This is a genomic window from Methylobacterium sp. D48H, assembly GCF_053345715.1.
The window spans coordinates 450782-473966 of sequence record NZ_JBKFAP010000002.1 but is presented as its reverse complement, the minus strand read 5'-3'; the positions used below and the strand labels follow the sequence as shown (position 1 = coordinate 473966).

The window sequence follows — 23185 nt, the reverse complement described above, 5'->3', positions numbered from 1 at the left end:
CACCCTACAGGGGGGCCCTCTAACGAACCGAGTATTCGGGGGGTGTTCCTCCGTCTCGTGTCGTTCACGGCCTCGCGATCACAGTGCCGGAATCGACCCGGACGGCCGGGGAACACCGTTACATCAGCGAGACGTCGCATGCCCAAAGGTTCAGATCTCCTCGTCGCGGCCCTCGAGAACGAGGGCGTCGACCGCATCTTCGGGATTCCCGGGGAGGAGAACCTCGACGTCGTCGAATCTCTGCGCAACTCCAAGATCGAGCTGGTCCTGACCCGCCACGAGCAGGCGGCGTCCTTCATGGCCGCCACCCACGGCCGACTCACCGGCCGCCCCGGCGTCTGCCTCTCGACGCTCGGCCCGGGCGCCCTGAACTTCTCCACCGGCGCGGCCTACGCCCATCTTGGCGCCATGCCGATGATCATCATCACCGGCCAGAAGGGCATCCTGTCCTCGCGCCAGGCCAAGTTCCAGATCGTCGACGTGATCTCGTCGATGAAGCCGATCACCAAGATGGCCCGGCAGATCGTCTCGGCCTCCTCGATCCCCACCATCGTGCGCGACGCCTTCCGGGTCGCCACCGAGGAGCGGCCCGGCCCGGTGCTGCTGGAGCTGCCCGAGGACATCGCCTCCGAGGAGGCCGAGGCCGACCTCGTCCCCTCGCACCCGATCGACATCCCGGTCGCGCACCCGACCGCGATCGCGCGCGCCGCGGACATGATCCTGAAGGCCAAGCGCCCGCTGATTATGCTGGGCGCCGCCGCGAGCCGCCCCCGCGCCACCGGCGAGCTCGGCGGCTTCGTGCAGCGCACCGGCATCCCGTTCTTTACCACCCAGATGGGCAAGGGCACGGTGGCGGGCGGGACCGACCTCTACATGGGCACCGCGGCCCTCTCCGAGCGCGACTACGTCCACGAGGCGATCGACAAGGCCGACCTGATCATCGCCATCGGCCACGACACGATCGAGAAGCCGCCGTTCTTCATGGGCCAGGCCGACCAGAAGGTCGTGCACATCGGCTACATGCCGGCCAACGTCGAGCAGGTGTACTATCCGGATGCCGAGGTGGTGGGCGACCTCGGCCCGACGCTGAAGCTCCTGGCCGACAAGCTCGACGGCAAGCTCACGAACGCGGGCGCGCTGCTGCACCTGCGCGAGCACATCCTCGGCCACATCGCCGACCGGGCCGGCGAGGACCGCTTCCCGGTGACACCGCAGCGCCTCGTGCGCGACGTGCGCCGGGTGATCCCGGAGGACGGGATCGTGTGCCTCGACAACGGCATGTACAAGATCTGGTTCGCCCGGAACTACCGCACCTACGTCGCCAACACGCTGCTCCTCGACAACGCGCTGGCCACGATGGGCGCGGGCCTGCCCTCGGCCATGATGGCGGCGATGCTCTACCCGAAGCGGCGCGTGATGGCCGTGTGCGGCGACGGCGGGTTCATGATGAACAGCCAGGAGATGGAGACCGCCGTCCGGCTGAAGCTCAACCTCGTGGTGCTGGTGCTCGACGACTCGGCCTACGGGATGATCCGCTGGAAGCAGGCGGTCGACAAGTTCGCCGATTACGGCATGACCTTCAGCAACCCGGACTTCGTCCTCTACGCCAAGTCGTACGGGGCGACCGGCCACCGGGTCGAGTCGGTCAACGACCTCGTGCCGACGCTGGACCGGGCCTTCGCGGCGGGCGGGGTGCACCTCGTGGCGGTGCCGATCGACTACTCGGAGAACACCCGCGTGCTGGTCGACGAGCTGCGCGCCAAGGTGAAGGATTTCGAGCCGGCCGAGTGAGGCCGGTTTCGCAGATGGTCGGCACGCAAGACAGGGCAGCGCGATGAACCCGTTCACCTTCCAGACCACGCCGAACGTGCTGTTCGAGGCCGGCGCCGCGAAGAAGCTGCCCGAGATCGTCGGCAGCTTCGGGGCCAAGCGCGTCCTGCTCGTCACCGACAAGGGCGTGCGCGGCGCCGGCCTCACCCAGGCCGCCGAGGCGGCCCTGGCCGCCGCGGGCGTCACCCTCGACGTCTACGAGGACGTGGTCGCCGACCCGCCCTCGAAGGTGATCGAGGCGGCGGCCAAGCGCGCCCGCGAGCTCGGGACCGACCTCGTCCTGTCGATCGGCGGCGGCTCGGCGCTCGATACCGCCAAGCTCGTGGCCTACCTCGCCAAGTCCGACGAGCCGCTCGACGCGATCTACGGCGTCGGCCTCGCCAAGGGCGACCGCCTGCCGCTGATCCTGGTGCCGACCACGGCCGGCACCGGCTCGGAGGTGACGCCGATCTCGATCGTCACGACGCCGACCACCGAGAAGAAGGGCGTCGTCGCGCCGAAGCTCCTGCCCGACTGGGCGGTGCTCGACCCGGAGCTGACGCTGGGCCTGCCGTCGCACGTCACCGCGGCGACCGGCATCGACGCCATGGTCCACGCCATCGAGGCCTTCACCAGCAAGAACAAGAAGAACCCGATCTCCGACCAGCTCGCCAAGCAGGCCCTGGCGCTGCTCTCGGCCAACATCCGGACTGCCTGCACGGACGGGAAGAACCTCGAGGCGCGCTCCGGCATGCTGCTCGGCTCAATGCTGGCCGGCATGGCCTTCGCCAACGCGCCGGTGGCGGCGGTGCACGCCCTCGCCTACCCGGTCGGCGCGATCTTCCACGTGCCGCACGGGCTCTCGAACGCCCTGGTGCTGATGGGGGTGATGCGCTTCAACCTCTCGCACGCTGAAGGACTCTACGCTGAGCTCGCGCCGATCCTCGACCCCGCGGCCGCGGACCTGCCGCGGCCCGAGGCCGCCAAGCGCTTCGTGGAGAGTCTCGACGCGATCTGCCGCGACTGCAAGGTTCCGGCCTCGCTGGCCGAGGTCGGCGTCGCCCGGCAGGACCTGGAGCGCATGGCCACCGACGCGATGAAGCAGACGCGGCTCCTCGTGAACAACCCGCGCGAGGTGACCTACGACGACGCCTTCGCGATTTACGCGGAAGCCCTCGGGGAAGCGCGACCGGCCGCGTGAGCGCGGGTCGCCGGCTCCGTCATCGCGAGCGCAGCGAAGCGACCCAGGGCGGCGCGCCCTCGCCGAGCATGGCGCTGCTGGATTGCTTCGCTCCGCTCGCAGAGACGGCGGGTTCGAAGACTTCAGCCCTGAGGCTGTGAGGAGAAACGCCAGCATGGACCAGTTCGACGCGTTCCGGGCCATGAGCGAGTTCTGGACGCGGGCCGGCGCGGGCTTCTTCACCCCGGGCGCCGGGCAGTCCGCGACCAGGTTCGGCTGGCCGGCCTTCCCGGGCGGCGACCTCGCGGATCTCGCCGCGGCGCAGGCCAAGCTGACCGAGGCCTGGACCGCCGCCAGCGCCCTCTCGCAGACGCTGACGCGCTCGCTCCAGGGCGGCCCCGGCGCGCCGGACCCGACCGCCGGGGCGGTGCTCGCCCGGATCTTCGATCCGCAGGCCTGGCTCGGCGGCTCGGCCGAGTTCGACGCCGCCCTCACCCGCATGGCCGAGGGCCCGCAGCTCGCCGACCTGTGGCAGACCGAGCGGCGCTACGCGGCGCTGTTCACCGCCTGGGCGAGCCTGCGGCGGGCGCAGAGCGAGCATCAGGCCGTGATGCTGCAGGCCTGGACGCGGGCGGCCGGGACCTTCGCGAAGGAGGCCAATGCCCGCGCCGAAAACGGCGAGAGCTTCGCCTCCGCCCGCGAGATGATGAGCCGGTGGATCGAGACCGCCAACGCGGTCCTCCTGGAGGTCCAGCGCTCCGACGCGTTCCTGGCCTCGCAGCGGGCGGTCCTGCGGGCCTCCACGGACCTCCGGCTCGCCCAGCAGGACGTCGCGGCCTTCCTGTCCGAGTTCTACGGCCAGCCGACCCGGGCCGAGCTCGACGACGTCCACAAGAGCCTGACCGAGCTGCGCCGGGAAGTCCGGGCGCTCCGCCGCGAGCGTCGGCAGGCCGGCAAGACCGCGAGAGCCGGCGGTTCACGGGTCGGGGAGGACGCCCATGGCTGATCAGGAGAAGCCGAAGGGGCCGGCCGCCCCGCTGAATCTCACCCCGGCCGCGTTGCTGGCCGAGGTCGGCACCCTCGGCCGCCGCATCAGCGAGGGCGCCAGGCTGTTCGCCGATGTCAGCGACGCCGATGTCGAGATCGCCACCACGCCGAAGGACCTGGTCTGGAGCCAGGACAAGGTCAGCCTCTACCGCTACCGGCCGCTCGCCGAGAGCAAGGGCCTGCCGCCGGTGCTGATCGTCTACGGCCTGATCGGCCGCTACACGATGGCCGACCTTCAGGAGGACCGCTCGCTCGTCCGCAACCTGCTGAATCTCGGCCTCGACCTCTACGTGGTCGACTGGGGCAATCCGGGCCGGGCCGACCGCTACGTCACCATCGACGATTACGTGGACGGCTACCTCGCCGAGTGTGTCGCCTTCATCCAGGAGGCGGCCGGGCGCGAGCGAGTGAGCCTGCTCGGCATCTGCGAGGGCGGCGTCTTCACCACCTGCTACGCGGCGCTCTACCCCGAGACCGTCAACGCGATGGTGCTGACGATCACGCCGATCGACTTCCACGCCGACACGCGGGAGAACCGGGCCGGCCACGGCTTCATCAACGTCTGGACGCGGTCGCTCACGCCCGAGGATGTCGACCGGCTGATCGAGGCGCAGGGGTCGCTGCCCGGCGCCTTCATGGGCTCGGTGTTCTCGATGATGACGCCGATGCGGACCATGACGAAGTACAACCTCGACCTGCTCGACGCCCTCGACGACAAGAAGAAGTTCCTGAACTTCCTCCGCATGGAGAAGTGGATCGCCGACCGGCCGGACCATCCCGGCGAGGCCGCCAAGCAGTGGCTGAAGGACCTCTACCAGGACAACAAGCTGGTCGAGAGCGCCTTCGAGCTCGGCGGCCGGCGGGTGGACCTGAAGGCCATCATCTGCCCGGTGCTGAACGTCTTCGCTCAGGACGACCACATCATCCCGCCGGCCACCTCGCAGGCGCTGAAGGATAAGATCGGCACCACCGACTACACCGAGATGGGGCTGCCCGGCGGCCATGTCGGCGTCTTCGTCGGCGGCAAGGCACAGAAGCTGCTGGGCTCCGGCATCGCCGACTGGCTCGGCAAGCGGGGGTAGGATGTCTGCCCGACAGTCCTCGATGAGCGCGACGCCCCTCCCCGCCCACGTCTGCCGGGACGGCCACTGGATACGCACATCGTGCGCGGCGCCGTGGCGGCAGGATCGAGCGCGGGTTCCCTCTCCCGTGCGGGAGAGGGACAGGGTGAGGGATCAGGTTCGTCCGGAGAAGCCGCGCCATGCACGCGCATCGACGGCGCGCTCCATCCTGAAGCTTCTCGTCCCTCACCCCGACCCTCTCCCGCACGGGAGAGGGGGCGTGTCGCGGTCTGTCACCAATGCCAGCGATCGATCCAGTCCGGCGGACATCATAGCCTCCCTGCGCGGGGGGCGAACCGCATCCCGGGCGCCGAGGACCACCCGATGGGCAGCCTGAAGAACAAGATCGTCAGCGCCGATGAGGCCGCCGCCATCCTGCAGGACGGCGACATGGTCGCGGTCTCGGGCTTCGTCGGGATCGGCACGCCCGACGAGCTGATCCTGGCGCTCGCCCGCCGCTTCGAATCCGGCAACGGCCCGCACGGGATCGGCCTGATGTTCGCGGCCGCCCCCGGCGACGGCAAGGAGCGCGGCCTCAACAAGCTCGCGATCCCGGGCCTCGTCCGCCGCGTCGTCGGCGGCCACTGGGCGCTCGTGCCGAAGCTCGGCGCCATGGCGGTGGCGGGCGAGATCGAGGCCTACAACCTGCCGCTCGGCGTGGTCTCGCACCTCTACCGCGAGATCGCCGCCCACACGCCGGGCCACATCACCAAAGTGGGGTTACGCACCTTCGTCGACCCCCGTCTGGAGGGCGGCAAGCTCAACGCCGTGACGCAGGAAGACCTCGTCAGCGTGGTCGAGCTCGGCGGCGAGGCCTGGCTCCACTACAAGGCCTTCCCGGTCAACGTCGCGCTGATCCGCGGCACCACGGCCGACCCCGCCGGCAACATCACCATGGAGCGCGAGGCGCTCACCCTCGACAACCTCGCCGCCGCCATGGCGGCGAAGAACTCGGGCGGCTTCGTCATCGCCCAGGTCGAGCGGCTCGCCGAGGCCGGCTCTCTCAACCCGCGCGAGGTGCAGGTGCCCGGCGTGCTGGTCGATTGCGTGGTGCTCAGCACGCCCGAGAACCACCGCCAGACCTACGGCACGCCCTACAACCACGCCTTCACGGGCCGCCAGCGCGTGCCGCTCGACCGGATCGCCCCGATGCCGCTCGACACCCGCAAGGTCATCGCCCGGCGCTGCGCCTTCGAGCTGCCGCCCGGCGGCGTGGTCAATCTCGGCATCGGCATGCCCGAGGGCGTCGCGGCGGTCGCCGCCGAGGAGCGGGTGCTGAAATACCTGACGCTGACCGCCGAGCCGGGCGTGATCGGCGGCCTGCCGCAGGGCGGCCTGGATTTCGGCGCCGCCCTGAACCCGGCCGCGGTGCTGCATCAGAACCAGCAGTTCGACTTCTACGACGGCGGCGGCCTCGATCTCGCCTGCCTGGGCCTCGCCCAGTGCGACGCCGAGGGCAACGTCAACGTCAGCCGGTTCGGCAAGAAGCTCGCGGGCGCGGGCGGGTTCATCAACATCTCGCAGAACGCCAAGAGCCTCGTCTTCGCCGGCACCTTCACGGCCGACGGCCTCAAGGTGGCGGTGGAGGACGGCGGCATCCGGATCCTCAGCGAGGGCCGCTCGCGGAAATTCATCGCCGCGGTCGAGCAGGTGACCTTCTCGGGGGCCTACGCGGCCGAGCGCGGCCAGCCGGTGCTCTACGTGACCGAGCGCTGCGTGTTCCGCCGGACGCGGGCCGGCATGGAGCTGGTCGAGGTCGCGCCGGGCATCGACATCGCGCGCGACATCCTCGGCCAGATGGGCTTCACCCCGATCGTGCAGGATCCGCAGCCTATGGATCCGCGCCTGTTCCGCGAGTCCGTGATGGCGCTGGAGCCCTGGCTGCTGGGCCTCTCGCTGTCGGAGCGGATCAGCTACGACCCGGAGCGCAACATCCTGTTCTCGAACCTCGAGGGCTTCCAGGTCCGGACCATCGACGACGTCGAGCTGGTGCGCCGCGAATACGAGCGCGCCTGCCAGGAGATCGGCCGCAAGGTCCACCTGATCGCCAATTACGACGGGTTCGAGATCGACCCGACGGTGAGCGACGCCTACTTCTCGGCGATCGCCTATCTCGAAAACCGCTATTACGAGACCGCGTCCCGGTATACCACGAGCGCGTTCTTGCGATTGAAACTCGGCGCCTCGTTGGCGAGCCGTGACCTGGCTCCCCATGTCTTCGAGACAAAAGCCGAGGCGCAGGCGAGGAATACGGCCCAGAGCGTGCCTCTCAAGCCGCGGCCCGGCATGTCCCAGCCCGACATGCCGCGGCCGCCGAAGGAACCGTTGGATGCCTGAGTTCGAGACCCCCTCCCTGAAGGACCGCGCCCTGCTGGTCGATGCCTGCCTGATCGGCGGCGCATGGTCGAAGGCCGGTTCCGGCAGCATCGACGTCACCAACCCGGCGACCGGCGCGCTGATCGCCAAGGTGCCGAATGCCGGCGCCGACGAGACCCGGCAGGCGATCAAGGCGGCGCACGAGGCCTACCCGGCGTGGCGCGCCAAGACCGCCAACGAGCGCGCCGTGCTGCTGCGCAAGCTCGCGGCGCTCGTGACCGAGCATCAGGAAGATCTGGCGCAGATCCTCACCGCCGAGCAGGGCAAGTCGCTGACCGAGTCGCGCGGCGAGGTCGCCATGTCGGCGGCCTACGTGCTGTGGTTCGCGGAAGAGGCGCGCCGCGTCTACGGCGACGTGGTCCCCTCCCCCTGGGGCGACCGCAAGATCCTCGTCACCAAGGAGCCGGTCGGCGTCGTGGCGGCGATCACGCCGTGGAACTTCCCGTCCTCGATGATCGCCCGCAAGATCGCCCCGGCTCTGGCCGCCGGCTGCCCGATCGTGATCAAGCCCGCCTCGCAGACCCCGCTCTCGGGCCTCGCCTGGGGCGTGCTGTGCGAGCGCGCCGGCTTCCCGGCCGGCACAGTCTCGATCCTCACCGGCTCGGCCCGGGCGATCGGCGCCGAGATGACCGGCAACCCGCTCGTCAAGAAGATCACGTTCACCGGCTCCACCGAGGTCGGCAAGGTGCTGCTGGAGCAGGCCGCCCACACGGTGAAGAAGGTCTCGATGGAATTGGGCGGCAACGCGCCCTTCATCGTGTTCGACGACGCCGACCTCGACAAGGCGGTGGCGGGCGCGATGCTCGCCAAATACCGCAATTCCGGCCAGACCTGCATCTGCACCAACCGGTTCCTGGTGCAGGACGGGATCTACGACGCCTTCGCGGAGAAGATGGCCGAGGCGGCCAACCGCCTGAAAGTCGGCAACGGCGTCGACGACGGCGTCGCCCAGGGGCCGCTGATCGACATGGCGGCCGTGGAGAAGACCGAGGCCCATATCCGCGACGCCGTCGAGAAGGGCGGCCGGGTGGTGGCGGGCGGCCACCGCCACGCGCTGGGCGGCCAGTTCTTCGAGCCGACGGTGATCACCGGCGCCACCCCCGCCATGGCGGTGGCCCGGGAAGAGACCTTCGGGCCGCTGGCGCCGCTGTTCCGCTTCCGCGACGAGGCGGAGGCGATCCGCATGGCCAACGACACCGAGTACGGGCTCGCCTGCTACTTCTACACCCGCGACCTCGGCCGGACCTTCCGGGTCGCGGAGGCGCTGGAATACGGCATGGTCGGGATCAACGAGGGGATCATCACCACCGAGGTGGCGCCCTTCGGCGGCGTGAAGGAATCCGGCCTCGGCCGCGAGGGCTCGTACCAGGGCATCGAGGATTACCTGAACACCAAGTACCTGTGCGTGGGCGGCCTCGGCGCGTAGGGCCGGGGCACACGCCGGTCCGGATCGGGACCTGACGGGTTCTCCCTCCCCCCACGGCGGCGGGAGGGAGAACCGGCGGGGCCTACTTCCCGCTGGGCGCAGCGCCGCTCCCGGTAGCGCCGTTGCCCGAGCTGCTGCCGGCGGGGGCGCCGGGGGTGCTGACCCGCGGGCCGCCGCTGGTGCCGGGCGCCATGCCGGCGCCGGTGGACCCGGTGCTCTCCATCGAGCCGGTCCCGGTCCCGGTGCCGCCCACCGCGCCGGACTTGTTGACGTTGCCCTGGTTGGCGCCGCCGGTCTGCGGCGCCTGGGCCAGCGTCGCCCCGGACGTGGCGAGTACGAATGACGTGGCGAGGGCGAGGATCGTCTTCGACATGGGGCCTCCTGACAGGTCGTTGGGCTGTGGTGTGAGGCCAACCCGGGCGCGCCCGGATGGTTCGGTCGCGCCTTCAGCGGGCGAGCGCCTCGCGCCACGCCGTCCAGGGCCAGCGCAGGGGTTCCCCGCCGGCCGCCGGCGCGATCGAGACCGTCGCGGTCCGGCCGCTCACCAGCCGCGGATCCGCCGTGCCGCCGTCGAGGCTGATCCGCACCGGGATGCGCTGAGCGAGGCGCACCCACGAGAAAGTCGGGTTCACGTTCGCGAGCAGGTTGGAGGCGTCGCTGCGGCCGGTCTCGCCGATGCCGCCGGCGATGCTGGCGACGTGGCCGCGGAGCGCCCCGTCCTCACCCATGAGCTCGACGGTCACGGGCGCGCCGACGCGGATCCGCGGGAGCTTCGTCTCCTCGAAGTAGCCCTCGATCCGGACGGTGTCGCTGTCGATCAGCGCCATCACGCCGCGACCCGTGGTGACGTAGGCGCCCGGCCGCAGCTCCATGTTGGTGATCCGGCCGTTGACCGGCGCGCGCACCGCCGAGCGCTCCAGGTTGAGCTTGGCGAGGTCGCGATCCGCCAGGCCCTGCTCGTAGGCGGCCCGCGCCGACAGGTCGGCCGCCTTGGCGGCCTCGACCCGCTGCTGCGACACCGCCGCGTCGGAGAGTCTGCTGTAGCGGGCGTAGTCGGCCGCCTCCTGCTCGGCGGTCGCCTTGCGGCCCTCCACCATCGCCTCCGCCTGCCGCAGCCCCAGGCGGAACCGGTCCGGATCGATCCGGAACAGGATGTCGCCCTTCCGCACGACCTGATTGTCCTCCACCAGCACCTCGGTGACGAGGCCGGAGACGTCGGGGGCCACCGCCACCACGTCGGCGCGCACGCGCCCGTCCCGGGTCCAGGGGGCGTCCATGTAATAGTCCCACAGGCCGAGGCCCACGATCAGCGCCGCGGCGACCATGCCGAGAGTGACCAGGAGGCGGCCGAGGGCGGAGAACAGGGCGGTCATGGCAGGGTCCGGTGGGCGAGGGTCACCACGCCGCCGAGCAGGACGACGTAGAGGGCGAGGTCGAAGAGCGGCCGGTGCCAGACGAGGCGGTAGAGGCCGGTCGCCGCGAGCAGGCGGTGCAACGGCAGGCCGAGGGCGAAGGCCAGCGCCATCCAGAGGGCGAGGCCCGGCACGAACACGCCGCAGAGGTCGATCTCGCCCATCATGCCGCCATCTCCCGGTGGTCCAGGGCTGGCGCCGCCCGGTAGGCCGGCGCGTCGGCGAAGAGCCCGCGGCGCAGGCCGGTGAGGCCGATCAGGGCGGCGCGCCGCTCCGGCGACGGGGCCGCGCCCGCGACGGCGTCGAGCGCCTCGTCCAGCGCCGCGAGCAGCGCCGCGTCCGGCCGGTCGGTCCGGCCGCGCAGCTGGCGCGCCGCCAGCGCGAGGACCCGGTCGACGGTGTTGCGGGCCGGGCCCGTCAGCCGCCGGCGCACCCGGCGGACCTCCACGAGGTTGATGCCCACCCGGACATCGGCCAGCAGGTCGCCCACGGAGGCGGACGTGTCCGCGGGCAGGCTCGCCAGCCGCGGCGCGATCAGGCCGACGCGGTCGAGCATGAGGGCCGCGAGTTCGAGCCCGTGGCCGGTGCCGCGCCCGTCCGCGGCGGCCGCGAGGCTGCGCCGGTTGATCCCGATCAGCCGCCGCGCGCTCCAGCCGGCGCCGACCGAGCGGATCACCCGGGTCACCGCGGCGGCGACCCACATGCCCACCACCGAGGCGATCACCCCGTTGGCGAAGGGCGCGAAGTCCCCGCTGTAGCCGTTCTGGAGGGCCAGCAGGGTCGCGCCGTTCAGCGCCGCGCCCATGCCCATCGGGGCGGTGCGCGGCTGCGTCATCATCAGGCCGCACAGGATCAGGGCCGGTGCGACGGCGAGCGCCAGCATCTCGAAGGAGGTGGCGAGCGGCAGCACGGCGAACAGGTAGAGGCCCGCGCTGAGGGCACCGACGATCGCCGAGTTGGCGAAGCTCAGGATCTGCGGCGCGGGATCGTCCTGCGCGGCGAACAGGCAGCAGGCGACCCCGCCCATCATCGGCGCCGCGGACCCGTCCGGCCAGCCGGTGGCGATCCAGATGGTGCAGCAGGCGAGCAGGCCCGCGAACACCCCGAAGGCCGAGAACGCGGCCAGCCCGTGGTCCCGGTGGCGGATCGACCGGACCCGGGCCGTGTAGGCGAAGGCGAGCGGCGCGCGGGGCGCGGTGCCGGCCGCGAGGTGGCCGCGCAGTGCCCGCAGATCCTGGCGCAGGTCGATGACGTCGCGCAGGCGCGCCGCGAGGCTCGCGAGGAGGAGCGTGCTCCAGTCCGGCGCCCGGCCGAGGGCGGGCTCGAACCCGTCGATCCGGTCGCGCAGCCGCGCGGCGCGATCCGGATCGTCGACCTCGTCGGCGAGCCAGGCGATGAGGTCCGACAGGAAGGCCCGGAGCCGCGCCGGAACCGCGCCGGCTTCCTCAAGGGCGGCGACGCGATCCGCCACGGCGGCGACGATCGGCAGGACCATCAGCATGTGCTGACGGAGGGGCGCGAAGGCCTCGGCGGCGCGCTCCGCGCCCGTCGCCTCGTTGCGCAGGGCGAGGCCGAGGGCGTCGAGGCCGATCGCGTCCGAGGCGAGGCGCAGGCGCCGGCCCTGGCTCGGCCCAACGGCCTCCGGCGCGCGGGCGGCCGCGAGGGCGCTCTGGATCCAGGCCCGGGCCTCCGCCGACCAGTCGTTCAGCCGTCCCACGATGAGCGGGGCCGCCGATTGCGGCAGGATCAGCGTGGCGGCAAGGCTGGCGCAGACGATGCCGAGGGAGATCTCCTCGGCCCGCGCCACCGCCGTGTCGAAGATCGCCCCGGGATCGTCGACGGCGGGGAAACCGATCAGCGCCGCCGTGTAGCCGGCGAGCATCGGCAGGTAGCTCGCGGGGGTCCGGTCGAGGAGGGAGACGTAGAGGCAGAGCGCGACCCAGAGCGCCACCGCGAGGCTCAGCAGGAGCGGCGCGTTCACGAGGTTCGGCACCAGCACGACGCTGACCGCCGCGCCGAGCACGGTGCCGCAGACCCGGTACGCGGCCTTCGCGCGCGTCGCGCCGGAGAGGACCTGGCTGGTGATGTAGACGGTGCCGAGGGCCCAGTAGGGCCGCGGCAGGTCGATCCAGAGCGCGAGGTACAGGGCGAGCATCGCCGCCGCGTAGGTCTTCAGCGCGAAGGCCCAGTCGCGCCATCCGGGGAGGGTCACGGCACCGGCTCCGGCTCGGGCGCGGCCCCGACGGCGGCGCGGCTCCGGTGGCAGCCGGTGGTCAGGAGGGCGTGGGTGTCGATCTGCTGCAGTCGCCCGCGCGTCGTCGGACCATCGATGCCGGTCACAACCTGATCCACCGTCGCGAGGAGCCGGCGAGGTCACCGGATCAATCGGCTCGCACGCCGATAGATAGCCTCATATCGATCTCGATTGAGGGATGCCGCGAGGGGGTCAGGGCTGCGCCAGAAGAATGAGTCGACCAATAACTTGGGTTTGTTCTGCGGCGGGCGCATATGATCCGGTCGCTGCACGGGGCGCGTCCGGACGCGCTGCCGCGGTCGCGGCGATCCCCGAGCCGCAGGCCGGATCCCGCGATCGCGTCGTCAGGCCGAGTGGCTGTTGTGGATCTGGTCGAAGTCGAGGGACGCCGTGTCGATCACGATCTGCGTGCGGCTGATGACCTCGAGCTTGCGCAGGATCTCCGAGACGTGCGCCTTCACGGTCGAATCGCCGACCTGGAGCTCGTGGGCGATCTGCTTGTTGAGCTTGCCCTGACGGATCATCATCAGGACCCGCAATTGCTGCGGCGTCAGCCGGGCGAGGCGCTCGGCCAGCGGCGCCTTCTTGGACCGGGGCGCGGGCGCGCCCGCCTCGGCGAGCCCGGGCGGCAGGAACAGTGCCCCGCTCATCACCTCGGTGATCGCCCGGGTGAGCGTCGCCTTGTCCATGGCCTTGGGGACGAAGCCCGCCGCCCCGTGCTGCAGGGTCTCGCGGACGATGCGCGGATCCTCGTGGCCGGAGACGATCAGGATCGGGATGCGCGGGAAGCTCGCCCGGATGGTGATCAGCCCGTCGAAGCCGGTCACGCCGCGCATGGACAGGTCGAGGAGCGTCAGGTCGATGCCGCGGTTCGCGGCGAGCACCGCGCAGGCCGCCTCGATCCCGTCGGCCTCGTGCAGCACCGCGTCCGGGTTTGCGAGCCGGATCGTGGCCGCCAGGGCGTCGCGGAACAGCGGGTGGTCATCGACGATCAGGAGATGCACGGAGACCTCGGTCCTTCGCTCGAGATCCTCACAGGATCCGCCGAATACGCGGGCGGGAGGTCCGAAGGTGATCGATGCGGCCCCGGGGCGCAAGCGGGTGTTGAGACGACAGCCCGGCCCCGGGACCTGGGCGTGCCGGCCCGCGGGGGCCGGCACGCTTTCGGTTGCGGGCCCTCAGCGCGACGCCACCGTCTTCGGCAGCTTGAACGCCCAGAAGCTGCCGCCCTGGTTGATGCCGGCCGTCGACTTGGCGACCTCGCCGCCCCAGAGCGGGACCGCGCCGCCCCAGCCGGCCGCGACGCCGACCCACTGCTCGCCGTCCTGCTCCCAGGTGATCGGCGAGGAGACCACGCCGGTCCCGACCTGGAACTTCCAGACCTCCTCGCCGGTCTTGGCGTCGAAGGCCTTCAGGAAGCCCTCCGGTGTGCCGGTGAAGACGAGGTTGCCCGCCGTGGTGAGCACGCCGGCCCAGAGCGGGGCCTTGTTCTTGTACTCCCACACGACCTTGCCGGAGGCCGGGTCGATCGCCTTGAGCGAGCCGATATGGTCGTCGAAGACCGGCTTGATGGTGAAGCCGGCGCCGAGGTAGGCGGCACCCTTCTTGTAGTTCACCGGCTCGTTCCAGATATCCATGCCCCACTCGTTGGAGGGCACGTAGAACAGCTTGGTGTCGGGGCTGTAGCCGATCGGCATCCAGTTCTTGCCGCCGAGGAAGCTCGGCACCGCGAAGACCGACTTGCCCTTCTTGTCGTCGCCGGTCGCCTTGCTCGGGTCGCCGGGGCGGTTCTCCTCGTTGTAGATCGGGCGGCCGTTCTCATCGATGCCCTTGGCCCAGTTGATCTTCTCGACGAACGGCGTCGCCGAGATGAACTTCCCGTTGGTCCGGTCGAGGACGTAGAAGAAGCCGTTGCGGTCGGCGGTGGCGCCGGCCTTGATGGTCTTGCCGCCCTTGTTCAGGTCGAACGGCACGAACTCGTTGACGCCGTCGAAGTCCCAGCCGTCGTGCGGGGTGGTCTGGAAGCCCCAGACGATTTCGCCGTTGTCGGGGTTGAGGGCGAGTCGCGAGGAGGTCCACTTGTTGTCGCCCGGCCGGAGCCAGGAGTTCCACGGGCCGGGGTTGCCGGTGCCGAAGTAGATCAGGTTGGTCTCGGGATCGTAGGTGCCGCCGAGCCACGTGGCGCCGCCGCCGAACTTCCACATGTCGCCGGGCCAGCTCTCGTTGACCTTGCCGGTCATGGTCGAGGGCTTGCCGTTGAGCTCGCCCATGTGGCCCTCGATCACGGGGCGCTTCCACACGACCTCGCCGGTCTCGGCGTCGCGGGCCTCGATGCGCCCGATCACGCCGAACTCGCCGCCCGACACGCCGGTGATGATCTTGCCCTTCACGATGATCGGGGCGGCCGTGTAGCTGTAGCCGGCCTTGAAGTCGTCGATCTCCTTCCGCCAGACGACCTTGCCGGTCTTGGTGTTGAGCGCGACGAGCTTGGCGTCGAGCGTGCCGAAGTAGACGTTGTCCTTGTAGAGCGCGGCGCCGCGGTTCACCACGTCGCAGCAGGGCAGGATGCCCTCCGGCAGGCGGGCGTCGTACTCCCACTTCTTCTCGCCGCTGCGGGAATCGATCGCGTACATGCGCGAGTACGAGCCCGTGACGTAGATGATGCCGTCCTTGACCAGCGCCTGGCTCTCCTGGCCGCGCTGCTTCTCGCCGCCGAAGGAGAACGACCAGGCCGGTACGAGGCCCTTGATGTTGTCGCGGTTGAGCGTCTTCAGCGGGCTGAAGCGCTGGGCCTGCGGGCCGAGGCCGTAGGTGACGACGTCGCCCGGCGTCTTGGCGTCGTTGATGATGTCCTGCTCGGTGACCCCCTGGGCCATGGCCGGCAGGGCGCCGCCCGCCACGAGGGCGGCGACGCCCACCGCGGCGAGGAACCGGGTCCGCATTCTCATGACGTGTCCTCCGTGGTCGGCCCCGGTCCGTGTGGCCGGGGCATCCGGGTTTCGACGCGGGCCGCACGAGTCGCGGGGCGCCCCCTTGGAGGACGAAGCTATCGGGCTTCTCAGGAAAGTCTTATTGGCCATTGGTCCAATAAGGCCACTCTGCGGACCGGTGAATTCAATGTATTCGTCGAGATCGGCGCTCGGATTTGCGCGAATCCGAGGGAGGTCTCGTTCGGGAGGTCTCGTTCGGGAGGTCTGATGTTCGCTGTTACCGTCATCGCGAGCGCAGCGAAGCGACCCAGGGCAGCACAGCATCCCACGATGGCGCGCTGTCTGGATCGCTTCGCTGCGCTCGCGATGACGGATGCGCTCAATACCCCTTCGGCGGCGCGTAGGTGACGCCGTAGCTCTCGCAGATCGCCCTGAGCCGACCCTCCGCGTTCAGTGCCGTGATCGCGTCCCCGACCGCGTAGGCGAGGTCGCGGGAATCGATCCTCACCGCGCCGCCGATCTCCCAGCGGGTCTTCACCAGCCCCGTCGACGGGACCGTGGCGATCGGGTTGTCGTCCTTCGGGGCCTTCGCGGCGGACAGCGCCGCCTCGATCGCCGCGCGGCTCCCGGCCAGGATCGGCGCCTCGCCGGCGAGGTAGGCCTTCGCGGCCTCCTCGAAGCTCCTGTAATGCTTCAGGTTCGGGCGGAAGCGGCCGCCCTGGGCGGTCAGCAGCATCAGGTCGGCGGCGCCCGTGCCCTCCAGCGCGACGCTCCGGTCGCCGATGTCGTCGAGACTGTCGAAGCCGTCCAGCGCGCCCTTGCGGTACGCGAAGGCGATCTCCTGCTCGAAATACGGCGCCGTGAAGAACACCTGCTCGTTGCGCAGGGCGAGCTGCCGGTCGGTCGGCACGTGCAGCATCAGGTCGGCGAGCGGCGTGCCGGCGAGGTCGCCGCGCCAGAGGGTCAGGCGCAGGTCGCCGTCGACGTTCTCGCCGGCGTCGACCACCCGCAGGTCGAGCTTCACCTTGAGCCTGTCGGCGATCGCGCGGGCGAGATCGACGTCGATGCCGCGGGGCCTGCCGGTCTCCTCCCCGGAGAACGGCGCGTTGTCGCCGTAGACCGCCACACGCAGGGTGCCGTCGGCCACGACCTGGTCCAGGGGGCGCGCGGCCGCCTCCGGCTGGAACCGGAGGGCCGCGAGCAAGCCGCAGGCGAGGAGGAGCCGCGCGCTACTCCTCATGCTTCGACTCGATGTAGCTCCGGATCGCCCACAGGCCCTCCTGCGAGATCACACCCTCGAAGGCCGGCATCTTGGTCACGCCGTTGATGACGGCGCCGTGCTTCATGCGCTCGACGAAGTACTCGTCGCCCTCCTTGCCCTGCGGCAGGTAGCGCAGGTCGGGGGCGAGGCCGCCGGAGATCATCTCCAGGCCGTGGCAGCGGGCGCAGTTCTGGTTGAAGCCCGAGGCGCCGATCGCGATGGCGTGCTTGTCGCCCTTGTAGGGGTTCTCGGCGACCCACTCGGCGCCCAGCGGCTTGAGGCCGTCGGTGTTGACCGGCTGGGGCTGGACGTCGCCGTGCCCGAGGGCGCCGCCGGCGGCCAGGGCCAGTCCCAGCGCCGCGAGCACGCCGCCCGCCGCCGTCTTCATCGTGCGCATCCGCCCCTCCCGTCGTCGTTGCACGACGGTTAGCAAGTACCGGACGGCGGACCCATTATGCTTTGGTACGGATCGGCCAGATTAGCGCCATTCACCACTTGTGTTGCACTGCATCGAAACCGGTTTGTGCACCTTGGTCTAATATCGGAGGGCGCAACTCCGCTCCTAGACTCCCGGCCAAAGACGAGCGCCGCGGGGCTGGAGGAGACGGGCGGGGATGGTGTCCTCCGGTGCGCGGCGGCCCGGGATGCGCGGCGGGCCATGGGCCGGCCTGCGGCGCGCCGTCGTGCTGGCGGCCGTGGCGGCCATGGCGACCCTGGCGCCGGTCGCGCAGGGGCGGGCCGCGCCCGCGCCGGCGGGCCCGCCCCTGACGATCCGCTACCTGGAGCGGCGGGTCGAGCGGCCGGCGCCGCTGAACAACGAGGACCCGATCCCCGACGACGAGGGCGCCAAGGGCGCGGAACTCGGCCTGCGCGATTCCAACGCCACCGGCCGGTTCCTCGGCCTCGGCTTCGACCTCGGCACCACGATCGTCGAGCCGGGCGCCGACATCCGCCAGGCCTTCCGGGACCTCGCCGACCGGCGCTTCGTGGTGCTCAACGCCCCGGCCGCCGACGTCCTCGCCCTGGCCGACCTGCCGGAGGCGAAGGGCAGCGTGCTCCTCAACATCGGTGCCCCGGACACGCGCCTGCGCGACGCCGATTGCCGAAGGAACCTGCTCCACGTCCTGCCGTCCCGCGCCATGCTGGCCGACGCGCTGGTGCAGTTCCTGGCGTTCAAGCGCTGGTCCCGGATCCTGCTGGTCACCGGTCCGGCGCCGGGCGACGCGCTCTTCGCCGAGGCGTTGCGGCGCAGCGCGAGGAAGTTCGGCGCGCGGATCGTCGCCGAGTCGCGCTACGACCCGCAGGGCGGCGACGTCCGCGACACGGCCCTGCGCGAGTTCGCCCTGCCGACCCGCGGGCCCGAGCACGACGTGGTCGCGGTGGCCGACGAGGCCGGCGCGTTCGGCGCGAGCCTCAACTACAACACCGCCTCGCCCCGGCCCCTCGTCGGCACGCAGGGCCTCGCGCCGGCCGCCTGGGGGCGGCCCGTCGAGGCCTGGGCCGCCGTCCAGCTCCAGGGGCGGTTCCGGAAGCTCGCCGGCCGCGCCATGCGGCCCGTCGACTGGGCCGGCTGGATGGCGGTGCACGTCGTCGGCGAGGCGGCCGTGAAGGCGCGCAGCACCGACCCCGCGACGGTCCGCGCCGCCCTGACGGCGCCCGGCTTCGAGATCGGCGGCTTCAAGGGCCGCCCCCTGAGCTTCCGCGCCTGGGACGGGCAACTGCGCCAGCCGGTCTTCCTGCTCTGGCCCGGGGCCGTCACCGCGACGGCGCCGATCGAGGGCTTCCTCCACCACCGCACGGAACTCGACACGCTCGGCCTCGACGCGCCCGAGAGTGCCTGCCGCGCCTTCTCGGGGACGTCAGAATGACCCGGCCCGCCGCCCTCGCGCTGCTGCTCTGCCTCGCGGGCCCCGCGCGGGCGGAAGAGATCTTCGTCTCGAACGAGCGCGACAACACCGTCTCGGTGATCGACGGCGACAGCCTGGAGGTGCTGCGCACCTTCCCGGTCGGCCGTCGGCCCCGCGGGCTGACCTTCTCGCGCGACGGGCGGTCGCTCTACGTCTGCGCCAGCGACTCCGACGCCGTGCAGGTGATCGACCCGGAGACCGGGCAGGTGCGGCACGACCTGCCCTCGGGCGAGGACCCGGAGCAGTTCGCCCTGGCGCCCGACGGGCGCACCCTGTTCATCGCCAACGAGGAGAACGCCACCACCACGGTGGTGGACGCGCAGACCCGCCGGGTGCTGGCGCAGATCGACGTCGGCATCGAGCCGGAGGGCGTCGCGGTCAGCCCGGACGGGCGCACGGCCGTCACGACCTCCGAGACGACCAACATGGTCCACTGGATCGACACGCAGACCCTCGCGGCCGTGGACGCGACGCCGGTCGGGCAGCGGCCGCGCTTCGCCGCCTTCACGGCCGACGGGTCCCGGCTCTGGGCGTCCTCGGAGATCGGCGGCACCGTGTCGGTGATCGACGTCGCCACCCGCGCGGTGATCGCGACGATCGAGTTCGCCGTGAAGGGGATCGCGGCCGACCGGATCCAGCCGGTGGGCATCCAGATGGCGAAGGACGGGCGGCACGCCTTCGTGGCGCTGGGGCCGTCCGACCGGGTCGCCGTGGTGGATACCGCGACCTACCGGGTGGAGAGCTACATCCTGGTCGGCCGCCGGGTCTGGCAGCTCGCGCTCAACGCCGCGGGCACGCGGCTCTTCACCACCAACGGCGTCTCCGGCGACGTGACGGTGATCGACGCCGCGACGTTCCGGCCGATCAAGACCGTGAAGGTCGGCCGCTTCCCCTGGGGCGCGGCGGCGCGGCCGATGCCTTCGGCGCAGGCGACGGACGAGCGCGCCGCCGGTGCGGTGCCGTGACTCGTCCGCAGTCCGGAGCGCGGGTCCCCTGTCCCGTTCGGAAGCGGGACAGGGTGAGGGACGTGCGGCATCCGGGACAGGCTCTCCCGGCCCGCACGTCGACAGCGTGCTCAATCCTGGACGTCCCGATCCCTCACCGCGACCCTCTCCCGAACGGGACAGGGGCCCGGTCGCGCACTGCCGCCGGCGTCCGTGCTCGATCCGGATGGGCGACCGACGCGGCCAGGGGCGGAGGGAGGGATAAGGCGCGGCCGCTGCGGAGCGCAGCGTCTCCCAGGCCGCCCGCGCCGCGCACCGCCCTGGCCCGGGGCGCGGGCCTGCTCCTGCGCGCCGCGCTGCTCCTTCTCGCCCTGCTCCTGCCGACCCTCCCGGCCCGGGCCGGCCAGCTCGATCGCGCGGGCGTCGAACGCCACTTCCCGCCCCCGCTGGTGGTCGGCGAGAAGGACGACAGGCTCCCGGTCTGGCCGATCCTGAAGCAGCAGGCCGGGTCCTACGAGGTCTTCGCCTACGCGTTCGAATCCGTCGACCTCGCGCCGATCCCGGGCTTCGGGGGCACGCCCCCCGACCTGCTGATCGCGCTCGCCCCCGACGGGACCTTCCGGGACGTGACGGTGCTCTCGCACCACGAGCCGGTCTTCCTCGAGGGGCTCGGCCCGGAGCCGCTCCTCGCCTTCGTCGAGCAGTATGCCGGCCTCTCGGCCCGGCAGGCGATCCGGGTCGGGCGGCCCAACGCGCGGGCCGCCGGCGCCGCGCCGCAGACCACCGTCGACGGCATCTCCATGGCGACCGCCTCGACCCGGGTGATCAACCAGTCGATCCTGGCCTCGGCGCTGGCGGTCGCCCGCGCGAAGCTCGGCTTCGGGGCGGCCAATGTCGGCCTGAAGGTCGAGGCGAAGCCCGACCTCTACGAGCCCCTGTCGCTGGCCGAGCTTCTTGCCCGGGGCTGGGTCCGGCGGTTGACGGTCACGAACGCGGACGCCGCCGCGGCCTTCCGGGGTACCGGCGTGGCCGATCCGTCCGAGGGTCCGGCCGACGCCGTGCTGACCGACCTCTACGTCGCCGCCCTGGACCCGCCCTCGATCGGCCGCAACCTGCTGGGGCCGGCGCGCTACGACGCGCTCATGCGCGAGCTCGGCGCCGGCAACCACGCCGTGATGGTCGTCAGCGCCGGGCCGGAGGACGCGCCCGAGAACCCGGTCGGCGACCGGTTCGTGCTGGGCGCCGTCCCCGACCGGCTGGCGATCGGCCAGGCCGGCCTGATCGTGAACGCCCGCGACATGGCGGTGGAGCGCCGCGACGCCGGCCTCGCCAAGGGGCTGCCGCCAGGCCCCTGGACGATCCTGCGGATCGACCAGGCCGCCGGCTTCGACCCGTCCGCGCCCTGGGTGCTGACCGAGACGATCGTCCGCGAGCGCGGGCAGATCCTGTCGGAGAAGATCGCCCGGACCTTCACGGTCGAGACCGCCCTGCCCGCCGACCTGTTCACGCGGGTCCGGCCCGATGACGGGCCGAGCTGGACCGACCCCTGGCGGGCCCGGGCGCCCGAACTCGCGCTGATCGGGCTGATGCTCGCGGTGCTGGTGCCGGTCCTGAGCCGCCAGCGCGGGCTGGTGGCGGACCAGCGCCGCTTCACCCTCTTCCGCCTCGGCTTCCTGGCGCTGACGCTTGGCTTCGTCGGCTGGTACGCGCAGGCGCAACTCTCGATCGTGACCCTCGTCGGCCTCGTGCGGGCCGCCACCGTGACCCACGACCTCGCCTTCCTGCTCTACGACCCGCCCTCGCTGGTGCTCTGGGCCTTCGCGCTGGCCGCCCTGGTCGCCTGGGGGCGCGGCACGTTCTGCGGCTGGCTCTGCCCCTTCGGCGCGCTGCAGGAACTCGTCGCGCTGCTCGCCCGGCCGCTGCGCATCCGCCCGGTCGCGGTGCCGCCCGGCCTCGACCGGGCGCTGCGGTCGCTGAAATACGTCGTGCTGGCCGGCATCCTCGGTGCCGCCGCCGCGGGGTCGCCCCTCGCCGACAGCGTCTCAGAGGTCGAGCCGTTCAAGACCGCCATCACCCTGTACTTCGTCCGGGCGTGGCCGTTCGTTGCCTACGCGGCCGGGCTGCTGGTGCTCAACCTGCTCGTCTACAAGGGCTTCTGCCGCTACCTGTGCCCGCTCGGCGGCGCCCTCGCCCTCCTCGGGCGGGTCCGCGTCCTCGACTGGATCCCGCGCCGGGCGGAGTGCGGCTCGCCGTGCCAGCTCTGCAAGGTCCGCTGCCGCTACGGCGCCATCGCGCCCTCCGGCCGGGTCGACTACGCCGAGTGCTTCCAGTGCATGGAGTGCGTGACGATCATCCACGATCCCGGGCAGTGCGTGCCGCAGGTCGTGGCGCGCAAGCGGGGCCGCCGCGCCGCGCCCCGGCCGGTGACCGTCGGATGAGCGCGCCGCCGCCCTTCGCGCCGGCCCGGCGCCGGCTCCTCGTCGGGGCCGCGGGGCTGGCCGCGCTCGGCGGCGTCGCGGCGTTCCGCGCCGCCGCGGCGTCGCGCGGGCTGGCGCTGCGCACCCGCGCCGGCCTCGCCTTCGGCACCACCGTGGCCCTGACCGCTGCCGGGCCCGACACGTCCGCGGTCGAGGCCGCGCTCGACGACGGGTTCGCGGCGATGCGCGCCGTGGAGGCGGCCGCCAGCCTGTTCCGGGCCGACAGCGCCCTGGCCCGCCTTAACCGGGACGGGTCCCTCGAGGCGCCCGACCCGCACCTGCTCGCCCTGCTGCGCTTCGCCCTCGCCCTCGCGGCCGAGACCGGCGGCGCCTTCGACCCGACCGTCCAGCCGCTCTGGCCGGTCTGGGCCGGCGCGGCCGCCCGCGGCGAGCGCCCCGGGGCGGAGGCCCTGCGGGGGGCCCTGTCGCGGGTCGGCTGGCAGCGCGTGCGGGTCGCGACGGACCGGATCGTCCTGGAGCCCGGGACGGCCCTGACCCTGAACGCCTTGATCCAGGGCTACGCGGCCGACCAGGTCATGGCGGCTTTCCGGGCGCGCGGCATCGACGACGCCTTCGTGGATACCGGCGAGTTCGGTGCTGCCGGCGCGCATCCGGACGGCACGCCCTGGCGCCTCGGGCTGGCCGATCCGCGCGATCCCGGGGCGGTCGCCGCGGTCATCGCGCCGTTCACGGGCTTCGCCGCGACCTCGGGCGACTACAACATGAGCTTCTCGGACGACCGCACCGACCACCACATCTTCGATCCGGCCACCGGCCGGTCGCCGCGCGGCCTGTCGTCGGTGACGGTCACCGCGCCGACGGGGCTCGTCGCCGACGGGCTGTCGACCGCCTGCATGGTCCTGGGCCGCGCGCGCGGCGCGGACCTCGTCGCGGCCCGTCCGGGCTGCGCCGTGCGCTTCACCGGGAAGGGCTGACACATCCGGCCCCGTCGTGCGGGGCGAGGCCTGAACCCACCCGCGCGCCCTGCCCTCGCGGGGCCGATGGCTCTACGGAGGGTCCGATCCGCGGCGCAGGCCCTGC

General features: G+C 71.9%; 19 protein-coding genes. 10 read left to right on the top strand and 9 right to left on the bottom strand.

Annotated features, from left to right (window positions below; translation table 11 throughout):
- Window positions 1–138 precede the first annotated feature (138 nt).
- The 6 genes from ACLBX8_RS08635 to ACLBX8_RS08610 all read left to right on the top strand — a co-directional run bounded on the left by ACLBX8_RS08635 (window position 139) and on the right by ACLBX8_RS08610 (window position 8959).
- Window positions 139–1791 carry an acetolactate synthase large subunit gene (locus ACLBX8_RS08635; RefSeq protein WP_447714977.1) on the top strand — a complete coding sequence of 551 codons (1653 nt, stop codon included), beginning with the start codon at window positions 139–141 and terminating at the stop codon, window positions 1789–1791.
- Window positions 1792–1834: 43 nt separating this feature from the next.
- Entirely contained in the window at window positions 1835–3010 is a 1176-nt protein-coding gene (locus tag ACLBX8_RS08630; RefSeq protein ID WP_447714976.1) for an iron-containing alcohol dehydrogenase, read from the top strand.
- 154 nt (window positions 3011–3164) lie between these two features.
- A complete protein-coding gene (locus ACLBX8_RS08625) occupies window positions 3165–3995 on the top strand; it encodes a poly(R)-hydroxyalkanoic acid synthase subunit PhaE (RefSeq protein ID WP_447714975.1) in 831 nt (276 codons plus the stop codon).
- Window positions 3988–5118: a class III poly(R)-hydroxyalkanoic acid synthase subunit PhaC gene (gene phaC, locus ACLBX8_RS08620; RefSeq protein WP_447714974.1), complete on the top strand. Its 1131-nt coding sequence runs from the start codon at window positions 3988–3990 to the stop codon at window positions 5116–5118. Before ACLBX8_RS08625 ends, phaC begins: the two co-directional genes overlap by 8 nt.
- 363 nt (window positions 5119–5481) lie before the next feature.
- Window positions 5482–7494, top strand: a complete 2013-nt coding sequence (locus tag ACLBX8_RS08615; protein WP_447714973.1) for an acyl CoA:acetate/3-ketoacid CoA transferase — start codon at window positions 5482–5484, stop codon at window positions 7492–7494.
- Window positions 7487–8959 carry an NAD-dependent succinate-semialdehyde dehydrogenase gene (locus ACLBX8_RS08610; protein WP_447714972.1) on the top strand — a complete coding sequence of 491 codons (1473 nt, stop codon included), beginning with the start codon at window positions 7487–7489 and terminating at the stop codon, window positions 8957–8959. Before ACLBX8_RS08615 ends, ACLBX8_RS08610 begins: the two co-directional genes overlap by 8 nt.
- 82 nt (window positions 8960–9041) lie before the next feature.
- Here ACLBX8_RS08610 and ACLBX8_RS08605 read toward each other — a convergent pair whose 3' ends face one another.
- The 9 genes from ACLBX8_RS08605 to pedF form a co-directional block, all read right to left on the bottom strand.
- Window positions 9042–9332 (bottom strand): hypothetical protein, encoded by a 291-nt coding sequence (locus ACLBX8_RS08605; RefSeq protein ID WP_447714971.1) that lies wholly within the window; start codon window positions 9330–9332, stop codon window positions 9042–9044.
- Window positions 9333–9405: 73 nt separating this feature from the next.
- Window positions 9406–10332, bottom strand: a complete 927-nt coding sequence (locus ACLBX8_RS08600; protein ID WP_447714970.1) for an efflux RND transporter periplasmic adaptor subunit — start codon at window positions 10330–10332, stop codon at window positions 9406–9408.
- The gene (locus ACLBX8_RS08595) at window positions 10329–10538 is read right to left on the bottom strand and encodes a DUF1656 domain-containing protein (protein WP_447714969.1); all 210 of its coding nucleotides are present in this window, start codon (window positions 10536–10538) and stop codon (window positions 10329–10331) included. The genes ACLBX8_RS08600 and ACLBX8_RS08595 overlap by 4 nt, the downstream gene beginning before the upstream one ends.
- Window positions 10535–12583, bottom strand: a complete 2049-nt coding sequence (locus ACLBX8_RS08590; RefSeq protein ID WP_447714968.1) for an FUSC family protein — start codon at window positions 12581–12583, stop codon at window positions 10535–10537. The genes ACLBX8_RS08595 and ACLBX8_RS08590 overlap by 4 nt, the downstream gene beginning before the upstream one ends.
- A complete protein-coding gene (locus ACLBX8_RS08585; protein ID WP_447698580.1) occupies window positions 12580–12711 on the bottom strand; it encodes a hypothetical protein in 132 nt (43 codons plus the stop codon). Before ACLBX8_RS08585 ends, ACLBX8_RS08590 begins: the two co-directional genes overlap by 4 nt.
- Window positions 12712–12969: 258 nt before the next feature.
- Complete coding sequence (locus ACLBX8_RS08580; protein ID WP_447698581.1) at window positions 12970–13629, bottom strand: response regulator; 660 nt, start codon at window positions 13627–13629, stop codon at window positions 12970–12972.
- 174 nt (window positions 13630–13803) lie between these two features.
- Window positions 13804–15573, bottom strand: a complete 1770-nt coding sequence (locus ACLBX8_RS08575) for a PQQ-dependent methanol/ethanol family dehydrogenase (RefSeq protein ID WP_056527719.1) — start codon at window positions 15571–15573, stop codon at window positions 13804–13806.
- Window positions 15574–15934: 361 nt separating this feature from the next.
- Window positions 15935–16795, bottom strand: a complete 861-nt coding sequence (locus ACLBX8_RS08570) for a substrate-binding periplasmic protein (RefSeq protein ID WP_447714967.1) — start codon at window positions 16793–16795, stop codon at window positions 15935–15937.
- Window positions 16785–17213, bottom strand: coding sequence for a cytochrome c-550 PedF (pedF, locus tag ACLBX8_RS08565; RefSeq protein ID WP_244526752.1), 429 nt, complete (start codon window positions 17211–17213; stop codon window positions 16785–16787). The genes ACLBX8_RS08570 and pedF overlap by 11 nt, the downstream gene beginning before the upstream one ends.
- Before the next feature lie 217 nt (window positions 17214–17430).
- Between pedF and ACLBX8_RS08560 the strand changes: the two genes are divergently transcribed.
- From ACLBX8_RS08560 to ACLBX8_RS08545, 4 genes are all read left to right on the top strand, one after another.
- Entirely contained in the window at window positions 17431–18684 is a 1254-nt protein-coding gene (locus ACLBX8_RS08560) for an ABC transporter substrate-binding protein (RefSeq protein WP_447714966.1), read from the top strand.
- Window positions 18681–19688 carry a YVTN family beta-propeller repeat protein gene (locus ACLBX8_RS08555; protein WP_447714965.1) on the top strand — a complete coding sequence of 336 codons (1008 nt, stop codon included), beginning with the start codon at window positions 18681–18683 and terminating at the stop codon, window positions 19686–19688. The genes ACLBX8_RS08560 and ACLBX8_RS08555 overlap by 4 nt, the downstream gene beginning before the upstream one ends.
- Window positions 19689–20005: 317 nt before the next feature.
- Window positions 20006–22105, top strand: a complete 2100-nt coding sequence (locus ACLBX8_RS08550) for a 4Fe-4S binding protein (RefSeq protein WP_447714980.1) — start codon at window positions 20006–20008, stop codon at window positions 22103–22105.
- Entirely contained in the window at window positions 22102–23079 is a 978-nt protein-coding gene (locus tag ACLBX8_RS08545) for an FAD:protein FMN transferase (RefSeq protein ID WP_447714964.1), read from the top strand. The genes ACLBX8_RS08550 and ACLBX8_RS08545 overlap by 4 nt, the downstream gene beginning before the upstream one ends.
- Window positions 23080–23185 lie beyond the last annotated feature (106 nt).